This window comes from Microbulbifer marinus (assembly GCF_900107725.1).
GTDB classification, from domain to species: domain Bacteria; phylum Pseudomonadota; class Gammaproteobacteria; order Pseudomonadales; family Cellvibrionaceae; genus Microbulbifer; species Microbulbifer marinus.
Window position 1 is genome coordinate 167,205 of record NZ_FNQO01000003.1, and the last position, 15,733, is coordinate 182,937.

Annotated in this window: 16 protein-coding genes and 1 tRNA gene; 9 read left to right on the plus strand and 8 right to left on the minus strand. The window is 58.6% G+C overall.

Translation table 11 applies throughout. The features are described from left to right. The first annotated feature begins 85 nt into the window (after positions 1 to 85). From rnt to BLW36_RS12720, 3 genes are all read left to right on the plus strand, one after another. On the plus strand, positions 86 to 757 hold the full coding sequence (rnt, locus tag BLW36_RS12710) for a ribonuclease T (protein WP_091389113.1): 672 nt from the start codon (positions 86 to 88) through the stop codon (positions 755 to 757). Between the two features lie 114 nt (positions 758 to 871). Next, the gene (locus BLW36_RS12715; RefSeq protein ID WP_091390230.1) at positions 872 to 1,843 is read left to right on the plus strand and encodes an extracellular catalytic domain type 1 short-chain-length polyhydroxyalkanoate depolymerase; all 972 of its coding nucleotides are present in this window, start codon (positions 872 to 874) and stop codon (positions 1,841 to 1,843) included. A 192-nt stretch (positions 1,844 to 2,035) separates the two neighbouring features. Then, positions 2,036 to 2,230, plus strand: a complete 195-nt coding sequence (locus BLW36_RS12720; protein ID WP_091389117.1) for a hypothetical protein — start codon at positions 2,036 to 2,038, stop codon at positions 2,228 to 2,230. 131 nt (positions 2,231 to 2,361) lie between these two features. On the opposite strand, the gene secF is transcribed toward BLW36_RS12720, so the two are convergent. From secF to queA, 4 genes are all read right to left on the minus strand, one after another. Further along, positions 2,362 to 3,363, minus strand: a complete 1,002-nt coding sequence (secF, locus tag BLW36_RS12725; protein WP_091389120.1) for a protein translocase subunit SecF — start codon at positions 3,361 to 3,363, stop codon at positions 2,362 to 2,364. An 11-nt stretch (positions 3,364 to 3,374) separates the two neighbouring features. Beyond that, positions 3,375 to 5,243: a protein translocase subunit SecD gene (gene secD, locus BLW36_RS12730; protein ID WP_091389123.1), complete on the minus strand. Its 1,869-nt coding sequence runs from the start codon at positions 5,241 to 5,243 to the stop codon at positions 3,375 to 3,377. 346 nt (positions 5,244 to 5,589) lie between these two features. Then, complete coding sequence (gene tgt / locus BLW36_RS12735) at positions 5,590 to 6,708, minus strand: tRNA guanosine(34) transglycosylase Tgt (protein WP_425286756.1); 1,119 nt, start codon at positions 6,706 to 6,708, stop codon at positions 5,590 to 5,592. Between the two features lie 64 nt (positions 6,709 to 6,772). After that, positions 6,773 to 7,813: a tRNA preQ1(34) S-adenosylmethionine ribosyltransferase-isomerase QueA gene (gene queA / locus BLW36_RS12740; protein WP_091389129.1), complete on the minus strand. Its 1,041-nt coding sequence runs from the start codon at positions 7,811 to 7,813 to the stop codon at positions 6,773 to 6,775. A 142-nt stretch (positions 7,814 to 7,955) separates the two neighbouring features. On the opposite strand from queA, the gene BLW36_RS12745 reads away from it, so the two are divergent. From BLW36_RS12745 to BLW36_RS12760, 5 genes are all read left to right on the plus strand, one after another. Then, positions 7,956 to 8,042 (plus strand) — tRNA-Leu (locus BLW36_RS12745). A gap of 950 nt (positions 8,043 to 8,992) precedes the next feature. Continuing rightward, complete coding sequence (locus BLW36_RS17210) at positions 8,993 to 9,286, plus strand: hypothetical protein (protein WP_170833209.1); 294 nt, start codon at positions 8,993 to 8,995, stop codon at positions 9,284 to 9,286. A gap of 131 nt (positions 9,287 to 9,417) precedes the next feature. Continuing rightward, positions 9,418 to 9,828: a hypothetical protein gene (locus BLW36_RS12750; protein ID WP_091389133.1), complete on the plus strand. Its 411-nt coding sequence runs from the start codon at positions 9,418 to 9,420 to the stop codon at positions 9,826 to 9,828. Between the two features lie 150 nt (positions 9,829 to 9,978). Further along, entirely contained in the window at positions 9,979 to 10,374 is a 396-nt protein-coding gene (locus BLW36_RS12755) for a VOC family protein (protein ID WP_091389136.1), read from the plus strand. 140 nt (positions 10,375 to 10,514) lie between these two features. Beyond that, entirely contained in the window at positions 10,515 to 11,126 is a 612-nt protein-coding gene (locus BLW36_RS12760; RefSeq protein WP_091389139.1) for a GNAT family N-acetyltransferase, read from the plus strand. A gap of 201 nt (positions 11,127 to 11,327) precedes the next feature. Here BLW36_RS12760 and BLW36_RS12765 read toward each other — a convergent pair whose 3' ends face one another. Both BLW36_RS12765 and BLW36_RS12770 read right to left on the minus strand, forming a co-directional pair. Continuing rightward, on the minus strand, positions 11,328 to 11,975 hold the full coding sequence (locus tag BLW36_RS12765; RefSeq protein ID WP_091389144.1) for an SOS response-associated peptidase family protein: 648 nt from the start codon (positions 11,973 to 11,975) through the stop codon (positions 11,328 to 11,330). Then, positions 11,975 to 13,174, minus strand: a complete 1,200-nt coding sequence (locus BLW36_RS12770) for a multidrug effflux MFS transporter (RefSeq protein ID WP_091389148.1) — start codon at positions 13,172 to 13,174, stop codon at positions 11,975 to 11,977. The genes BLW36_RS12765 and BLW36_RS12770 overlap by 1 nt, the downstream gene beginning before the upstream one ends. 546 nt (positions 13,175 to 13,720) lie before the next feature. Between BLW36_RS12770 and BLW36_RS12775 the strand changes: the two genes are divergently transcribed. Then, positions 13,721 to 14,827, plus strand: a complete 1,107-nt coding sequence (locus BLW36_RS12775) for a glycosyltransferase family 25 protein (RefSeq protein ID WP_170833210.1) — start codon at positions 13,721 to 13,723, stop codon at positions 14,825 to 14,827. 22 nt (positions 14,828 to 14,849) lie between these two features. On the opposite strand, the gene BLW36_RS12780 is transcribed toward BLW36_RS12775, so the two are convergent. Together BLW36_RS12780 and tadA are read right to left on the minus strand one after the other, a co-directional pair. Further along, on the minus strand, positions 14,850 to 15,272 hold the full coding sequence (locus BLW36_RS12780) for an ion channel (protein ID WP_091389156.1): 423 nt from the start codon (positions 15,270 to 15,272) through the stop codon (positions 14,850 to 14,852). A 1-nt stretch (position 15,273) separates the two neighbouring features. After that, positions 15,274 to 15,729, minus strand: coding sequence for a tRNA adenosine(34) deaminase TadA (gene tadA, locus BLW36_RS12785; protein ID WP_091389159.1), 456 nt, complete (start codon positions 15,727 to 15,729; stop codon positions 15,274 to 15,276). Between the last annotated feature and the right edge of the window lie 4 nt (positions 15,730 to 15,733).

Genomic DNA, 15,733 nt, shown 5'->3' on the forward strand with positions numbered 1-15,733 from the left:
CCGGTGAGGCTGTTGAGCAAGCGACCACCGGCAGCAGGGCCGCCCCAGACCTCAAACAGAACGCAAAGCCAATTAAGGACCCCAAGTGACCCCCGCGGAAGAACCCACAGGACCGAAAAGCCTCCTCGCCCAGCGATTTCGCGGATTCCTGCCCGTGGTGGTGGATCTGGAGAGCGGCGGCTTCAACTCCCGCACCGACGCCCTGCTGGAAATTTCCGCGGTCATCCTGGATATGGATGAAAACGGCGTCCTGTTTCCTGAAGCCACCCACAGCTTCCACCTGGAACCCTTTGAGGGCGCCAATGTGGAGCAGTCGGCGCTGGACTTTATCGGCATCGACCTCGAATCCCCGGACCGCGATGCCTGGCCGGAGGAAATCGCGCTGCCGGAGCTTTTCCGCAAAATCCGCAGCGCAGTGAAGAAACACAGCTGCACCCGCGCCATCGTGGTCGCCCACAATGCCCATTTCGATCTCGGCTTTATCAATGCCGCAGTGGATCGCTGCGGTATCAAGCGCAACCCCTTCCACCCGTTCTCCTGCTTCGACACCGCCACTCTCGCCGGTCTCGCCTACGGACAGACGGTGCTGGCCAAAGCCTGCCAGGTGGCCGGGATCGAATTCGACAACAGCAGCGCCCACTCCGCCGAGTACGATGCCGAAAAAACCGCGGAACTGTTCTGCGGCATCGTCAACAAGTGGCAGGAGCTGGGCGGCTGGCCGCTGCCCGCAGCGTCCGAATCCCCGTCAGAGCCCTGAACGCCGCCAGCCGCGAAAACTGCTGTCCCCACTACAACCAAAGTCGCATTCCCAGCCCCGCCCCGGCCTTCTAGGCTGGGCGAGGCTTACCCAACAACAATAATGGTGAATGCAATGATGCCCCTAAAACCCAGGCGCGGACCTCTCCGCCGCCTGCTAGTCGCCGCGGCTGTGTTCTGCGCGGCCACCACTGGCCAAGCCGGCAGCTGGCAACAGAATGTCACCATCGGCGGCTTCAACGATGTTCATATCTATACCCCTGACAACAATTCCGCTATCGGCCATGGCAAGGCACTGCTGATCGTACTGCACGGCTGTGTGCAGCCAATCGACAACTATGTCAACGCCAACCTCGAAGACGCGGCCGAGGAATTCGGCATGGTGGTGGCGGTGCCGGAGGCGATGAACAAGGCGGGCTACAGCTGCTGGTCCTACTGGCAGGGCACCAGGTCACGCTCGGCCGGTGACTACAAAAACCTCATCAACCTAGCCAACACCCTGTCCGGTGATGCCAATCGTGGCATCGACCCAGACCAGGTCTATATTGCCGGCCTGTCATCCGGCGCCAGCTTCGCCAATTCCACCGCCTGTCTGGCACCGGACGTATTCGCCGGCATGGGCATCAGCGCCGGGCCCAGTATCGGCACCAGTCCCAATGGCGCACTCGGCCCCTGCGAGACCGCCGACGTCACCAGCCGTTGCTCTGGCTACGCTGGTAGTTACGCCAGCCACTTCGCAACCCAGATCGCGTCCATCGCCCACGGTGAAGCCGACACTACGGTCAACCGGTGCTACAAGGAGCAGAATGCGGAAGGCATGGCCGGCGTCTACGGTGTAGAGCAACTGCCGGGCATCAACTCGGTAACCGAAGGCAGCCGCACCGCCGCGGAAACCCTGTGGCAGGATGGGCGCGTCTCGATGCTGTCGCTGAACGGCGTGGATCACTCCTGGTCCGGCGGCGAAGGCGCCTCCGGTGGCTACATCAGCAGCACCGGGATCAACTACGCACGCTACCTGGGGCGCTACTTCCGCGACAACAACAAGCGGGTGGATCGCAATCGCGGGCCGATTTCACCGGGGGAGTGAAAACGCTGAAAAGCACCGCACAGCTCAAAACCAGTGCCCGACAGATCCCGAGCCTTTTGTATCAGCAAAACGCTTTTGCGGAGCAGAAAAACCGTCGCAAACCACGGAAAACGGGGGCCCATTCCAAACAGGTGATTTTTTGTTCAAATCCCTGTACAATGGCCGGTTCACGCAGAAAATCGGAAAATTATTGTGGCCAAGAAAGCTTCTACTGCTTCCAAACGCAAGCAGCCCACCGCCTTAGAAACCCGCGAGAGCATCGAAGAACAGGTGCAGGCCTTTCTCGCACAAGGCGGTGAAATCCAGCAGGTTCCCAAGGGAGTGAGCGGACAGACCAACACTTCCGGGCCGAAGCACATCACCCTGGGCAAAAAGCCCCGCAGCTAGTTTTCCCCCCAAATACAGAAGCGGCCGCTGGCCGCGATCGGAATCCAGAGTTCTCAGGATCGATCGCGTCCAGCGGCCGCTGCTGCATGGGTATCCGGCGATACCCATGCCAGGAACCGTGGATAGATGCCTCAGGGCATCTCTTCCAGCTCCGCACCTTCCTTCACCGGCGGCATCAGGTCTTCCTTGGTGATATGCATCGCCATCAGCACGTTCGCGGCGACGTAAACGGAAGAATAAGTACCCACCACCACACCGACGATCAGCGCCAGCGAGAAGTTGTGAATCAGCTCGCCGCCGAAGAACTGCAGTGCCCACAACACCAGCAAAGTGGTGAATGAGGTCATGAAAGTCCGGCCGAGCGTCTGGCTGATGGAGATATTGATGATCTCCGCGGAATCCGCCTTGCGCACCTTGCGGAAATTCTCGCGGATGCGGTCCGCGACCACGATGGTGTCGTTCAGCGAGTAGCCGATCACCGCCAGTACCGCCGCCAACACGGTCAGATCGAAGTCCAGCTGCAGCAGCGCAAAGAAGCCGAGCACGATAACCACGTCGTGGGCCAACGCCGCTACTGCGCCGACGGAGAACTTGTACTGGAAGCGCAGCGCCACGTAGGCCATCACCACCGCGAGTGCGAACAACATGCCGAGGCCGCCATCATCGCGCAGCTCTTCACCGATCTGCGGACCGACCATTTCCACACGGCGCAGCTCCACATCGCCTTCGCTGCCCTGCCCCAGCACGGCCACCACTTTGTCGCCGATCGACTGGGTGGCCTTCTCATCCCGGGCTCGAACCTGGGTCTGCGCTTCGGCCACTGCCGGCGGTAGCTTGATCAGCAGTTCGTGGTCGGAACCGAAATTCACCACGGTGGCACCTTCGTAGCCGGCTGATACCAGCTGGGTGCGCACTTCCTCGATGCGCGGCGGCACTTCGTAGCCCACCTCGATCTGGGTACCACCGGTGAAGTCCAGACCGAATTTCAGGCCATTCATGACCAGCGCGGCCAGTGACGCAACCACCATCACGATGGAGATTGCAGCGGCCAGTTTGCGCCAGCGCATGAAATCGAACACGCGCTTGCCCATGTATTCGGTGATTTGTCCGTTTTCTACTTTGGTCTCGCTCATTGCCAACTCCCTTAAATCCAGAGTTTTTGTACACGGCGACCGCCGTAGAACAAGTTGATGATTGCCCGGGTGCCCATGATGGCGCTGAACATAGAGGTCAGGATGCCGATGGACAGGGTCACGGCGAAGCCCTGTACCGGGCCGGAGCCGATTGCATAGAGGATCACCGCCACAATCAGAGTGGTGATGTTTGCATCCACGATGGTGCTATAGGCATTGTCGAAGCCGGCCGTGATCGCCGACTGCGGCGGCATGCCGTTGCGCAGTTCCTCCCTTATTCGGGAGAAGATCAGCACGTTGGCATCCACCGCCATACCCACTGTCAGTACGATACCGGCGATTCCGGGCAGGGTCAGCGTGGCGCCGAGAATCGACATCACCGCCACCAGCAGCACCATATTCACCGCCAGGGCGATATTCGCGGCCAGGCCGAACACGCGGTAGAACAGCAGCATACAGACGAGTACCGCCAGCAGGCCGATCTGCACCGACGTGACGCCGACCTTAATGTTGTCGGCACCCAGGGACGGGCCGATCACCCGCTCTTCGACGAAATACATCGGCGCCGCCAGGGCACCGGCGCGCAGCAGCAGGGCCAGCTCCTGGGCTTCGGCGGGGCTGTCGAGGCCGGTGATGCGGAACTGGCGACCGAGCGCGCTCTGCACGGTGGCCAGGCTGATGATCTTCTTGTCGTCGGTGCGCTTCTGCACCACGATCTCATTGCCCGCGGCGTCCGTCTGGGTCTCCGGCACAAAGCGGCTCTCGATAAACAGCGTGCCCATGCGGCGACCGACATTTTTCCAGGTAGCGCGGTGCATCAGCTCGCCACCGCGGGAATCCAGGGTGATGTTAACCTGCGGGAAACCGCTCTCGTCGTAGCCGACGCGGGCGTCGGTCACCCGGTCACCCTTGATGATGACCTTGCGCTCCAGCCAGGCACCGCCGTACATCTGGCGTTGCTGCTCATTGCGGTACTCGAAATATTCCTTGTTGGTCACCAGGGTGTCCGGGCGCGCCTCCATACGGTACTCGAGGTTCGCGGTCTTACCGATAATGCGCTTGGCTTCGGCGGTATCCTGCACGCCCGGCAGTTCCACCACGATGCGGTTGCGGCCCTGGCGCTGCACGATCGGCTCGGCCACGCCCAGCTCGTTAACGCGGTTGCGCAGGGTGGTGAGGTTCTGGGTTACCGCGTAGTCCTCGAGCTGCTTGATCTCCTGCTCGGACAGGGTCGCACGGACTTCGAGGTTGTCGCCGCTGCCGCCTTCGGTCAGCTGCAGCTGTGGGAATTCCTTGCGCATGGTGGAGACCGCCAGGTCGCGCAGGTCTTCGCTGCGGAAGCGGGCGACAACTTCGCGATCGTCCACCAGGTCCACACTGCGGTAGCGCGCCTTGGCCGTGCGCAGTTTGGCCTTAACATCCTGCGCGTAGCCTTCCATGTTCGTTTTGACGATGGTGTTGGTGTCCACTTCCATCAGGAAGTGCACGCCACCAGCCAGGTCCAGGCCCAGCTTCATCGGGCTGCCGCCGAGATTGCTCAGCCAATCCGGTGTCGTGGAAGCCAGGTTCAGCGCCACCACGTAGTCGCTGTGACCCAGCGCTTCTTGAATCGCCCGCTTCGCCGGCAGCTGATCGTCCATCGATTCGAGACGCAGCAGCACGGCCTTGTCGCCCACTTCGCCGCCGATATAGCTGATGCCCGCCTCATCCAGGGACTTCTGTGCGCGATCGAGGACATTCTGCCCCACGTTCATGGCGCTGGACTGACCGGAGATCTGTACGGCGGGATCCGGCTTGTAGAGGTTGGGCGCGGCGTAGGTCAAGCCGAGGACCACAACCACAAGAATCAGGAGGTACTTCCAGAAGGGGTAGCGATTCATGCTGCTCTCATTGTTTTAGTGCGGCCTTGTGGGCCGGTAAATCTTGGCAATGTCGGAGGATATGCGGGCGCCGAAGGCGGATTGCAAGGCGCAGAAGCCCCCAAGTGGGGGCCGATTATACGGGGATAGGGTTGGGGTACAAATCGGCCGGCTCGGCCTGTACCCAGTAGCCACTTTCGTGGCGCCCCTGCTCCGGGGACCTTTTCGCCAGACACGCGGTGAATACATCCCTGTACGCTCCCCACGGCCATCCATGGCCGCAGAAGGTCTGGCAAAAAGGTCCCCGGCATCAGGGCCTTCGCATCGACACCCTGCAATATCGGCTCTCGCTGGTGGAGCGCTCGCCCTACCCCTCCAGCGGCGGCACCTCGCGCCCGAGGCGGCGGTAGAACTCGGCCACGAAGGTCTCCAGCTCACCCGCGGCGATGGCGTCGCGCAGGCCCTGCATCAGCCGCTGATAGTGGCGCAGGTTGTGAATGGTATTCAACTGTGAACCGAGGATCTCGCCGCAGCGATCCAGGTGATGCAGGTAGGCGCGGGAGAAGTTCTCGCAGGTGTAGCAGTCACAACCTTCCTCCAGCGGCCCGGTATCGTGGCGGTGGCGGGCATTGCGGATCTTGACCACCCCCTCGGCGGTGAACAGATGGCCGTTGCGCGCATTGCGGGTGGGCATCACGCAATCGAACATATCCACGCCGCGGCGCACCGCCTCGACGATATCTTCCGGCTTGCCGACCCCCATCAGATAGCGCGGCTTGTCCGCCGGCATCTTGTGGGCGAGGTGATCGAGCACCTTGATCATCTCGTCCTTGGGCTCACCCACCGACAGGCCACCGATCGCATAGCCATCGAAGCCGATCTCGGTGAGGCCGCGCATAGAAATATCACGCAGCTCCGGGTACATGCCGCCCTGCACTATGCCGAACAGCGCCGACGGGCTGTCGCCGTGGGCTTTCTTGGAGCGCTCCGCCCAGCGCAGGGACAGCTCCATCGACTTGCGCGCCTCATCGGTCGTAGCCGGGTAAGGGGTGCACTCGTCGAAGATCATGACGATATCGGATCCCAGCGACTTCTGGACCTGCATCGACTCTTCCGGCCCCATAAACACCGGGCTGCCATCGATCGGCGAGCGGAAGGACACGCCCTCCTCGGTGATCTTGCGCAGATCGCCGAGGCTGAACACCTGGAAGCCGCCGGAGTCGGTCAGAATCGGGCCGGACCACTGCATGAAGTCGTGCAGGTCGCCGTGCTCCTCGATCACCTCGGTGCCCGGACGCAACATCAGGTGGAAAGTGTTGCCGAGGATGATGTGCGCCCCGATCGCCTCGACGTCCCGCGGCAGCATACCCTTGACGGTGCCGTAAGTGCCCACCGGCATAAAGGCCGGGGTCTCAACGACGCCGCGCGGAAAGCGCAAGCGGCCACGGCGGGCCTTGCCGTCGGTAGTATCCAATTCAAACTGCATAAAGCACTGGCGGCTCAAAGGTAGCTCCTGAAATTTGTCCGGTTGCGGAAGATGGCTCGCGCCGTCACCAGCCGCTGACCTCGGGATTGCGGGTGATCAGCATCGCATCGCCGTAACTGAAGAAGCGGTATTTCTGCTGCACCGCCTCGCGGTAGGCGTTCATCGTCTGCTCGTAACCGGCGAAGGCGCTCACCAGCATCATCAGGGTCGACTCCGGCAGGTGGAAGTTGGTAATCAGGCGATCCACCACGCGGAACTGGTAACCGGGGTATATAAAGATGTCGGTCTCGCCCACCGTCGGCACCAGTTCGCCGTTCGCCGCGGCGCTTTCCAGCGCGCGCACACTGGTGGTGCCGACGGCGATCACCCGCCCGCCGCGCGCACGACAGTCCGCCACCGCCCGGCACACGGATTCCGGCACGTGCAGTACTTCGCTGTGCATTTTGTGTTCAAAAATGTCGTCCACCCGCACCGGCTGAAAGGTACCGGCCCCCACATGCAGGGTCACAAAGGCGGTCTCCACGCCCTTGTCGCGCAGGGCGGCAAGCATCGCATCGTCGAAATGTAACCCTGCCGTCGGCGCCGCCACGGCGCCAGCATGGCGGCTGTATACCGTCTGGTAGCGCTCGCGGTCCGTATCCTCATCGGGCCGGTCTATATAAGGCGGCAGTGGCATATGGCCAAGGCGCTCCAGCACCGGCAACACGCCCTCTTGCGGAAACTCCAGCTCAAACAGCGCCTCGTGACGCGCCATCATCTGCAGCGGGGTATCGTCTTCGAGCAGTATTTCGGTGCCGGGCTTCGGCGACTTGCTCGAGCGGATATGGGCCAGCGCCCGGTGCTCGTCCAGCACCCGCTCGATCAGAATCTCCAGCTTGCCACCACTGGCCTTGCGCCCGAACAGGCGCGCCGGGATAACGCGGGTGTCGTTGAAAACCAGCAGGTCGCCGGGCTCCACCAGGTCCGCCAGCTCGGCGAACTGGCGGTGCTCGAGGCGACCACTGGGGCCGTCCAGGCACAGCAGACGGCTGCCCCGCCGCTCCTTGGCTGGAGTGCGGGCAATCAGTTCATCGGGCAGGTCGAAGCGGAAATCCTGGCGGCGCATGGAATCAGTTTAGGTGGTCAACAAGTGGGCGCGAAGAGTAACGGAAAGCAGCCCCGCCGCCAAATCCGGTTGACCGGTTACCGCCCATCGCTATAATCGTCCCCCTCGCCGAGGCACCCGAACGACATTGCCTCGCGCTGCTGCCAGAGTGGTGAAATTGGTAGACACGACGGATTCAAAATCCGTTGGGGTAAAACCCGTGCCGGTTCGAGTCCGGCCTCTGGTACCAAACAAATAAAGGCCCGCACTTGCGGGCCTTTTTTGTTTGCTATCGGAGGCCAGCGAGAGCGGCACCCCGGTTCGACCGATTGCGCCCAGGGCGCAATCAACAACGAGCAGCCGCCAGCGGCCGCGAAGCCCGCAGGGCCAAAAAAGCCTGGGCTTTTTTGGTTAGTCCGGCCGGGTTCAACGCTCAAAACTACCCATCTCATGCGGGTCTTCTTGTTTGGTACCACGGCCGGCGAGAACAGGCTCGCGGTTCGACCAACCGCGCAGTGGTTGGGACGCCGCGGGCGCCCGCAGGCGCAAACCGGCCGGAGTAAAGGCGCCAGGGCTTTCGCCAAATTCAATCCCAGTCGAGGCCCTACCCGCGGGTCTCCACGACTTTAGGCCTCGACATCGAGTCTGAATCCCGCACCTCTCCCCACGCCGTACCGGGGGCCGGTGTTCGCCCCTGCCGCTGATCAATCGCTGAACAGCTTTAAACAAGCGAGGACAGAGGCAGATACTTTCGCTAAACCCAAGCCCTGACGCGTATTTCGAGCAAAACTACCGTGTTCAGCAGCCCTAGGCTCGTTAACACTCACAGCCGCTCTGTAACTCATTGATTTCATTACAAACTCATCCTTGCTCAATAGTCAGCTCGCCTGTCGCGAAAGTAGCCCAGAGGCTTGTTGATTCTGGCGTCCGCTTTATCTCCGCCTAGCAAACTATTGATATCCCATGTGTTTTCGAAGAATCTAAAAAACGCTGACAAGTGAGATATGAAGCCAAGGTGATATGAAGCCTATGGCTTTTGAATAAAACTGTTAGGGCAAGCACGAAGAGACAATTTCGATGATAAGAGCTTTAGTTTTTATATTCTCTGTACTTCCAATTTCTTCATTCGCATGTAGCTGTCTATACCAACCGCTAGAAAAGCATGTTGAAAGCGCAAAAAATATTTACTTGGGAGTGTTGATGTCGTCAAAAGTGATTACCCCTGAGTCAGAGGAGCAGTGGCCGTACATAGAAGGCACTTTCAAAGTTGAGACCGTGATTAAAGGTAAACCAAATAAAATTGAAACAATACGCACAGGATTTGGTGGCGGAGATTGCGGCATTCCCATGACAACTGGTAGAGCATACGTAATTTTCTTTGAAAGTGAGGATTATCACATTGGGTCATGTGGAGCGTCCGGGCAAGTTCAAAGATATGAAGAAAAAGACTTTGTCAGTAAGTTACAGGACATCGTCAGTGTACAACAGCCCTAACAAAGCAATGCAGTCGACGTCTTACTTTGTGCATTTTTTGCACGGTCGCTGCGCTGCTATTTTAGTACAAAAAGCACACAAAGTAAGCCGCGTCTGATTGCGGTGCTAGTTGTTCGCAGAAGGAGAGAACTATGAATACAAGGAAGAAGTTTTATATTTTAAACACGAACAATAAGTATCGAGATGAAGATCAAGTTGAAATGCTTAGCGAGGGTATAGCTGCGGAATTTTGTGAAAGAAAAAATAACATCGATAAAATACAAGGAGGGGATACCGTATTTTTATATGGAAATAAACAAGGTATTCTAGGGTATGGCCAGGGAAGCGGTATCGTTCTGAGTAAAGATAGAATTAGGCCTGAAAATGGCGAACTTGTTGAGGGAGGTTGCCATTATCAAAAATTGTCAAATTTTTGCATTGTTAAGCCATTAACCGCCCAAGAAATAAAGGAAATTCTCCAGCGCAATCTCCAGTTTAATCGTACATTTCTCACTTTGACGGATGGTCAAAAGCTATTAGATGTATTGGAGCAGCGCAACTAACAAGGCCAGGCAGATTGCTCCGGGCTTCGACCCTCCGCAGACACTCAACGCTGCTCAACTGTTGAGCGAACCACTGCACTCCCATTTTCGTTGCACATGTGGCGGCATTGACCGCTCGTACTGACGAAGTTAAACAAATAAGGAAACCCAATGATTGATCATTTAAGTACATATGCTAAAGATTATGCTGCAACCAAAAAATTCTACAGAGATTCATTGGCTGTTCTTGGTTATCACATGCAAGAGGAATATGTTGCAGGTTGGAATAAAGATTTCCCAAACCAAAGAGTATGTGCTTTTGGCCCAGAAAAGACTCCAATCTTTTGGATTATAGAAGTTAAAGAAAGTTATACGCCGAGGCATATTGCTTTTTCAGCGGCCAATAGAGATGCTGTGGACTCCTTTCACAAAGCCGCGATGAAAAGTGGTGGAAGAGACAATGGCAAACCAGGCTTACGCAATGAATATCATGAACATTACTATGGTGCATTTGCATTAGATCCTGATGGCAATAACATTGAGGCTGTTTGCCATCTGCCCGAATAAACTGTTGAACAAGGCGCTAACTTTTTAGACAAAAAATTGGACTGAACAGTCGTTGTTGGGCAACGCCTGTCCACATACATGGTGTTTCGAAATTCACGTTAAACCCATGTGCAATCACCAGCAAAATAGAAACACAGCGAATGACTGAAATTCCACTTACAAGGGTAATCGCGAGTAAAGAAAAACAGCTTCAAATTCGTAATTCCGTCAGCAATGCAGTAAACATCCCCGGCGTTGCCCATATTGCTAGCGAGAAAGATGTAGACGCATTAACCTCGCTATTAGATAACCCAGAGATATCCAAACCAATTTATACACTTCCCCAGCAGATCAATCGCAACACCATTTCTGCATTTATTAATAAACATATTGAAGATCGTGCACTTGGCGAAGGTCTATTGATGGTCAGTACGGATGAGAGCGGCGTAGCCAGCGCGTATTACGATATTCAATTTTGGCCCCAATGGGCTGCTTGTGAGCTTGGCGGTGCCATTCGTGGCGACAGGCAGGGTGCTGGCCAGGGTAGCGACGGCGCAATCGCAGCTTTTAGCTGGCTGTTTGAAACTATTGGTGTTGATCTGATTTGTGAGACGGCGGCGCTTGATAATACTCGCACGGCGCATCTCCTTGAGCGAATCGGATTTACCTACATGGGCGAAATCGAGAGCCAGTTAGCCGATGGAGGTGTGCGACCTTCACATTACTGGGAATTGAGCAAGGCCAATTGGTATCGCCGATTGCTCAAAAAGTAACAAGGCAAAACCTACACTTCGCTTCGGTTTACCGTATATCTCCGCGCTAAATACAGCATGCCGCACCTCCGCTACCCAATTAGATAAAACCGCTAATACGCGGGTCTTTTGACCTGGCATCTAACCGCCACCAGGGTGGATGCCCGATTGAACCAATCGCGCAGGGTTGCAAACTGAGCCGCCGATCAGCCGCTTACAGAGTCACTGTTCGACGCTGATTTTTTCCCCGGCATATTCCGTCGACGTCGCCCTTACCACCGGTTGCACCATCAACGATTTGCCATCGTACCCAATATGCGGTTGTAGGTAGGGCTCGAACTGCACCGTATCCTCTCCCCCGGCCAACCAGCGCTCGACAAAATGAGTATCCGCCGGCGCAATCATCGGCAGAGATTTCTCATGGTACTTTTTCGTCGCCGGATGGGCGTCCAGCGTGATGATGGAGCAGCTGAGCAAATCACCCCAGGTCTTGTACAGGCCGCAGAAGAAAAACGGCGCACCGTAACTGAACTCCACCGGATTCTTGCCACCCTGGCTCTCGACCCAGGCGGTCGCCGGGATCAGGCAGCGGGACTTGCGGTATTCGGGGCGGGTGCCGAGTTTTTTCCAGTTGCTGTTGATCGACCAGTATTTGCGGTGCGGTTTCCAGCCGTCGCCATCGCGCTCCATATACAGATGCCAGATCGCGTTTTCGATTTCGGGATCGCCATGTCTAGCGGTGACGATGGACACCTGCTGTGTCGGGCGGCGGCGACGCCCGAAGATCATGCGCTGCGGGTGGTGCACGCCGTAGATGTCCAGAAAGCGCTCAATGCCCGCGTGATCATCCACATCGAAGACACTGCACATCAGGACTGCACCGCGACCGGCTGCGACCCGCGCAGCGTCAGCATTGAAATTGCCAGCGCCGCCAGCGCACACAGCGCGATCGCCGCCACCAGTGGCAAGGGCGTGCCGTCGAACACCAGGCTGACGATTATGATGGCCACGGCTCCGAGCAGCATTTGCAAAGCCCCGCCCAGCGCGGCGGCCGTGCCGGCGATGGGGCCGTGCTCCTCGAGCGACAGTACCATCGAAGTCGGTATCACCAGCCCAAGGAAAACATTACACAACAGCAGCATCGCCACCAGCACCGGGAAATCCGCAAAGCCTGCAGCGATCACCGCCAGCATCAGCGTGGCGCTGGCGGCAAAGCCGGCCACCGCCCAGCGCACCACGGCCACCGAGCCGAAGCGCTCGCCGAGATTCGCGGCGAACTGGCTGGAGGTGAAAAAGCCGAGCGCGTTCAGGGCAAAGGCGAGGCTGAACTGCGTCGGTGTCAGCCCGTAGTGGCCCGTATACAGGAAGGACGACGTGGACAGGAAAACGAAAAAGCTCGACATGCCGAGGCCACCGATCACGGTGAGCCCCATATAGCCGGGATCGCGCAGCAAGGTGGCAAAGGCGCTGCGCATGGCGCCGAACTGGAAAGGTACGCGATCCTCGGCACGCAGCGTCTCCGGCAGGCCTACACCGGCGAGCACCAGGCTCAGCACCGTGGCCGCCGCCACCGCGATAAACACCGACGGCCAGCCGAAGGGCCCGATCAGCGCGCTGCCGGCCAGCGGCGCCAGCATCGGCGAGATGGAAATCACCAGCATTACCGTCGTCATCAGGCGCGTGGCCTCGGTGCCGGTATAGCGGTCGCGAATCACTGCTCGCGGGATGGACATTACCGAGGCGGCGCCAACCCCCTGGATAAAACGCAGCGCGATCAGCCATTCGATCGTGGGCGCCAAGGCGCAACCGACGGACGCCACCGCAAACAGCACCAGGCCGAAATACAACGGCGGTTTGCGCCCGAACATATCGGAGGCCGGGCCATAGAACAGCTGGCAGATGCCGAACGCGATGAAAAAGGACATCAGCGTGTACTGGGTGGCCTCCACCGGCGCCCCCAGGCTGTCGGCAATAACCGGCAGCGCCGGCAGGTACATATCGATCGCAAACGGGCCGACACAGCTCAACAAACCGAGAATCAGCGCCATCCTGACCAGATCCGATTGCATATCCCAATTCCAATAATTCTGCTGATTACTTCCCGGCCTTGGCTAGTCGTAGATAAGCGCGGGGCGACTCACCGATTCTAGCAGGATAAATAGCGGCATCTCTGCATCATCCCGTCGAAACATCCCAAATAAAACCAGCATTAAGGGTCAATTTGACAAAAATAGAACTATTACCGGAAACCCCGTCCGCATCTAACTTAGGATTCAAAACTTCAGTAAACAGGCAGACGGCAATTGGCGAGCCCCTGTGCTGAGGGCTCTGCTTGCAAAAGACCGAACGCATCTCGCCCGGCCAAATGCCCAGAAAGCAGCTGACCTGATGGTCAGTCATTAGTATCCAGTTTTAGACACACGGAAGTTCGACCTAGTCGTTGAACGTTGCTCGATCACGGACCGCAGTAGCAACCGCTGGATTTGTCGCCCGTACTTACCGGCGACAATGTTGCAGATACAGGTGATCGCCATGTTTGGCAGACAACTTCCCAGCCCGAACGCTGCGTTCGGTGACCACAGTTTTGACCGATGTGCCGCATTGGGGCAGCGCAGATGAATCTCCCCAAGCGCCTCAAACTCCCGCAGGTGCTGAAGCGCCCGCTCGGACTCTTCATCAATCCCTCCGACTACCGGTTCCTGGGTGACCTCCTTACCCGGTGGCCAGTCGGTGTAGCGCCTGCCACAAATGCCGGCCAAACCGCTACTGTGGCTGCGGATTCCCACAACTCCCAGCCCCAGGCGATGGTCGCCGAGCCAAAACATGTGCCACGCCCCGCAGCGCGCCCCCGGCGGCAGCGCCTGCGCCAGCCCGAAGCGCGCACACTGCGGCGCCGCGTCGATCAACTGGCCCCCATCACCACCACGCCCTGCTGGGTAATCACGCTGGACCCGGAGGGTGCGAGGGCGCGTACGCTGCTGTCGGCGCTGAAAGAACAGCGACTGCCGGCCCGCACCATTGGCGGTGTCGATGGCCGCGGCGGCATGCCGGCGCTACAAGCGGGCGAACGGATTGCCAGCGGTACCACGCGCTGGCGCCACCTGTGCGAGCTGAAAAGCTCCGAGGTGGGTTGTTACCTGGCACACCTGCGCGCAATCCGCCGGGCCTACGAATCCGGGCTGGAACGGGTCTGTATTCTCGAGGACGATGTCCATTTGGAGCCCGATTTCGGCAAAGTGCTCGCGGAGCTGGAGCAACTGCCGGCCGACGTGGAAATGGTTCGCCTGATGGGACTCAAGGTACGCAAGCGCAAGGAAGTGCAAACCCTGACCGATGGAAACTACCGGCTGGTGCGCCCGGAACGCGGCTGGTGCGGTGCCCAGGGTTATCTGATCAATCGCGCCGGCATGAAGAAAGTTTTGGATTACGGCAGCCGAATTTTCGAACCCATCGACAAGCTGTTCGATCACTTCTGGGAATATGACCTGCACGTGTACGGCGTCGAGCCGCACCTGCTGTGGGAGACCGAGCACGAATCGAGCATCAAGAAATCCAATGTCCACCGGGACAGGGTTTCGCGGTGGCTCTACTGGCTGCACCCGCTGGGCAAACTCTGGCGCAGCCTGAAGCGCCATGCGTACCTGCGCAGTCACGCGAGGGAGTTCTACCCGGCACAGAAACCGCAGGGGCGCCCGGGCCGCACGGCAAGGATGAAACAGTAACTGGCAATTGCAACCGGCGACGTCAGTATTCCCAGTAGCGCTGCATTTTCAGGAACATGAAAGAAGCGGTCCAGGTGATCATCATCAGGCCGGCGAGCGCCTCCAGGCCGGCGGTGAAACGCAGATGTCCCATCGGCTCGATGTCACCAAACCCCAGTGAGGTATAGGTCGTAAAAGAAAAGTAGGCACAGTCGATCAGGCTGCCATCAAAGTTGCCCAGCAGCGTGTCGAAGTGCATCGAGTGCACCATAAAGTAATAGCCGATCGCAAACAGCCAGATCTCGACGACGTGCGCGAGCATGGCGCCGAACACACCGATCAGCACCGCCAGATTGCGCCTTACCGATAGCCTCTGCCCCAGTCGAAACAGACCATTCAGCGCCTCGTGGTGAATCACCACCGTCAACCCGACAAGCAGACTGTTGAGCAGAAACGCAACGAGCATTTCAGCGGCGCCCCCGGAAAAACTCCTTGACCAGGCCGCCGGCTTCTTCAGCCATCACCCCGCCTTCCACCGCGATCTTGTGATTGAAAAAATCCGCTTCACCCAGCTTCAGCCGACTTTCCACGGCACCGGCGCGAGGCTCAGGTGCGCCGTACACCAGCCGTGTGACGCGCGCGTGCACCATCGCGCCGAAGCACATGGTGCAGGGTTCGATCGTCACATAAAGGGTGGTCTGCGGCAGGCGGTAATTCTGCAGCTGTTCCGCCGCGTGGCGCAGGGCGACGATCTCCGCGTGGGCACTGGGATCGCAGTTGCCGATGGGGCGGTTGCTGCCCTCGCCAATAATTTTTCCTTCATGCACCAGCACGGCGCCAACCGGCACCTCGCCGCGCTCGCCGGCAATTTCCGCCAGCTCCAGTGCGCGACGCATAAATCCATAATCTCTCGGGGTTGCCATAAAA

What these genes read in the sequence shown, in the direction of transcription:
- BLW36_RS12715 (WP_091390230.1), top strand. Translation starts at nt 872, where the DNA reads ATGATGCCCCTAAAACCCAGGCGCGGACCTCTCCGCCGCCTGCTAGTC.
- secF (WP_091389120.1), bottom strand. Translation starts at nt 3,363, where the DNA reads ATGAGCGAGACCAAAGTAGAAAACGGACAAATCACCGAATACATGGGC.
- secD (WP_091389123.1), bottom strand. Translation starts at nt 5,243, where the DNA reads ATGAATCGCTACCCCTTCTGGAAGTACCTCCTGATTCTTGTGGTTGTG.
- tgt (WP_425286756.1), bottom strand. Translation starts at nt 6,708, where the DNA reads ATGCAGTTTGAATTGGATACTACCGACGGCAAGGCCCGCCGTGGCCGC.
- queA (WP_091389129.1), bottom strand. Translation starts at nt 7,813, where the DNA reads ATGCGCCGCCAGGATTTCCGCTTCGACCTGCCCGATGAACTGATTGCC.
- BLW36_RS17210 (WP_170833209.1), top strand. Translation starts at nt 8,993, where the DNA reads ATGTCGTCAAAAGTGATTACCCCTGAGTCAGAGGAGCAGTGGCCGTAC.
- BLW36_RS12750 (WP_091389133.1), top strand. Translation starts at nt 9,418, where the DNA reads ATGAATACAAGGAAGAAGTTTTATATTTTAAACACGAACAATAAGTAT.
- BLW36_RS12755 (WP_091389136.1), top strand. Translation starts at nt 9,979, where the DNA reads ATGATTGATCATTTAAGTACATATGCTAAAGATTATGCTGCAACCAAA.
- BLW36_RS12760 (WP_091389139.1), top strand. Translation starts at nt 10,515, where the DNA reads ATGACTGAAATTCCACTTACAAGGGTAATCGCGAGTAAAGAAAAACAG.
- BLW36_RS12765 (WP_091389144.1), bottom strand. Translation starts at nt 11,975, where the DNA reads ATGTGCAGTGTCTTCGATGTGGATGATCACGCGGGCATTGAGCGCTTT.
- BLW36_RS12770 (WP_091389148.1), bottom strand. Translation starts at nt 13,174, where the DNA reads ATGCAATCGGATCTGGTCAGGATGGCGCTGATTCTCGGTTTGTTGAGC.
- BLW36_RS12775 (WP_170833210.1), top strand. Translation starts at nt 13,721, where the DNA reads ATGAATCTCCCCAAGCGCCTCAAACTCCCGCAGGTGCTGAAGCGCCCG.
- BLW36_RS12780 (WP_091389156.1), bottom strand. Translation starts at nt 15,272, where the DNA reads ATGCTCGTTGCGTTTCTGCTCAACAGTCTGCTTGTCGGGTTGACGGTG.
- tadA (WP_091389159.1), bottom strand. Translation starts at nt 15,729, where the DNA reads ATGGCAACCCCGAGAGATTATGGATTTATGCGTCGCGCACTGGAGCTG.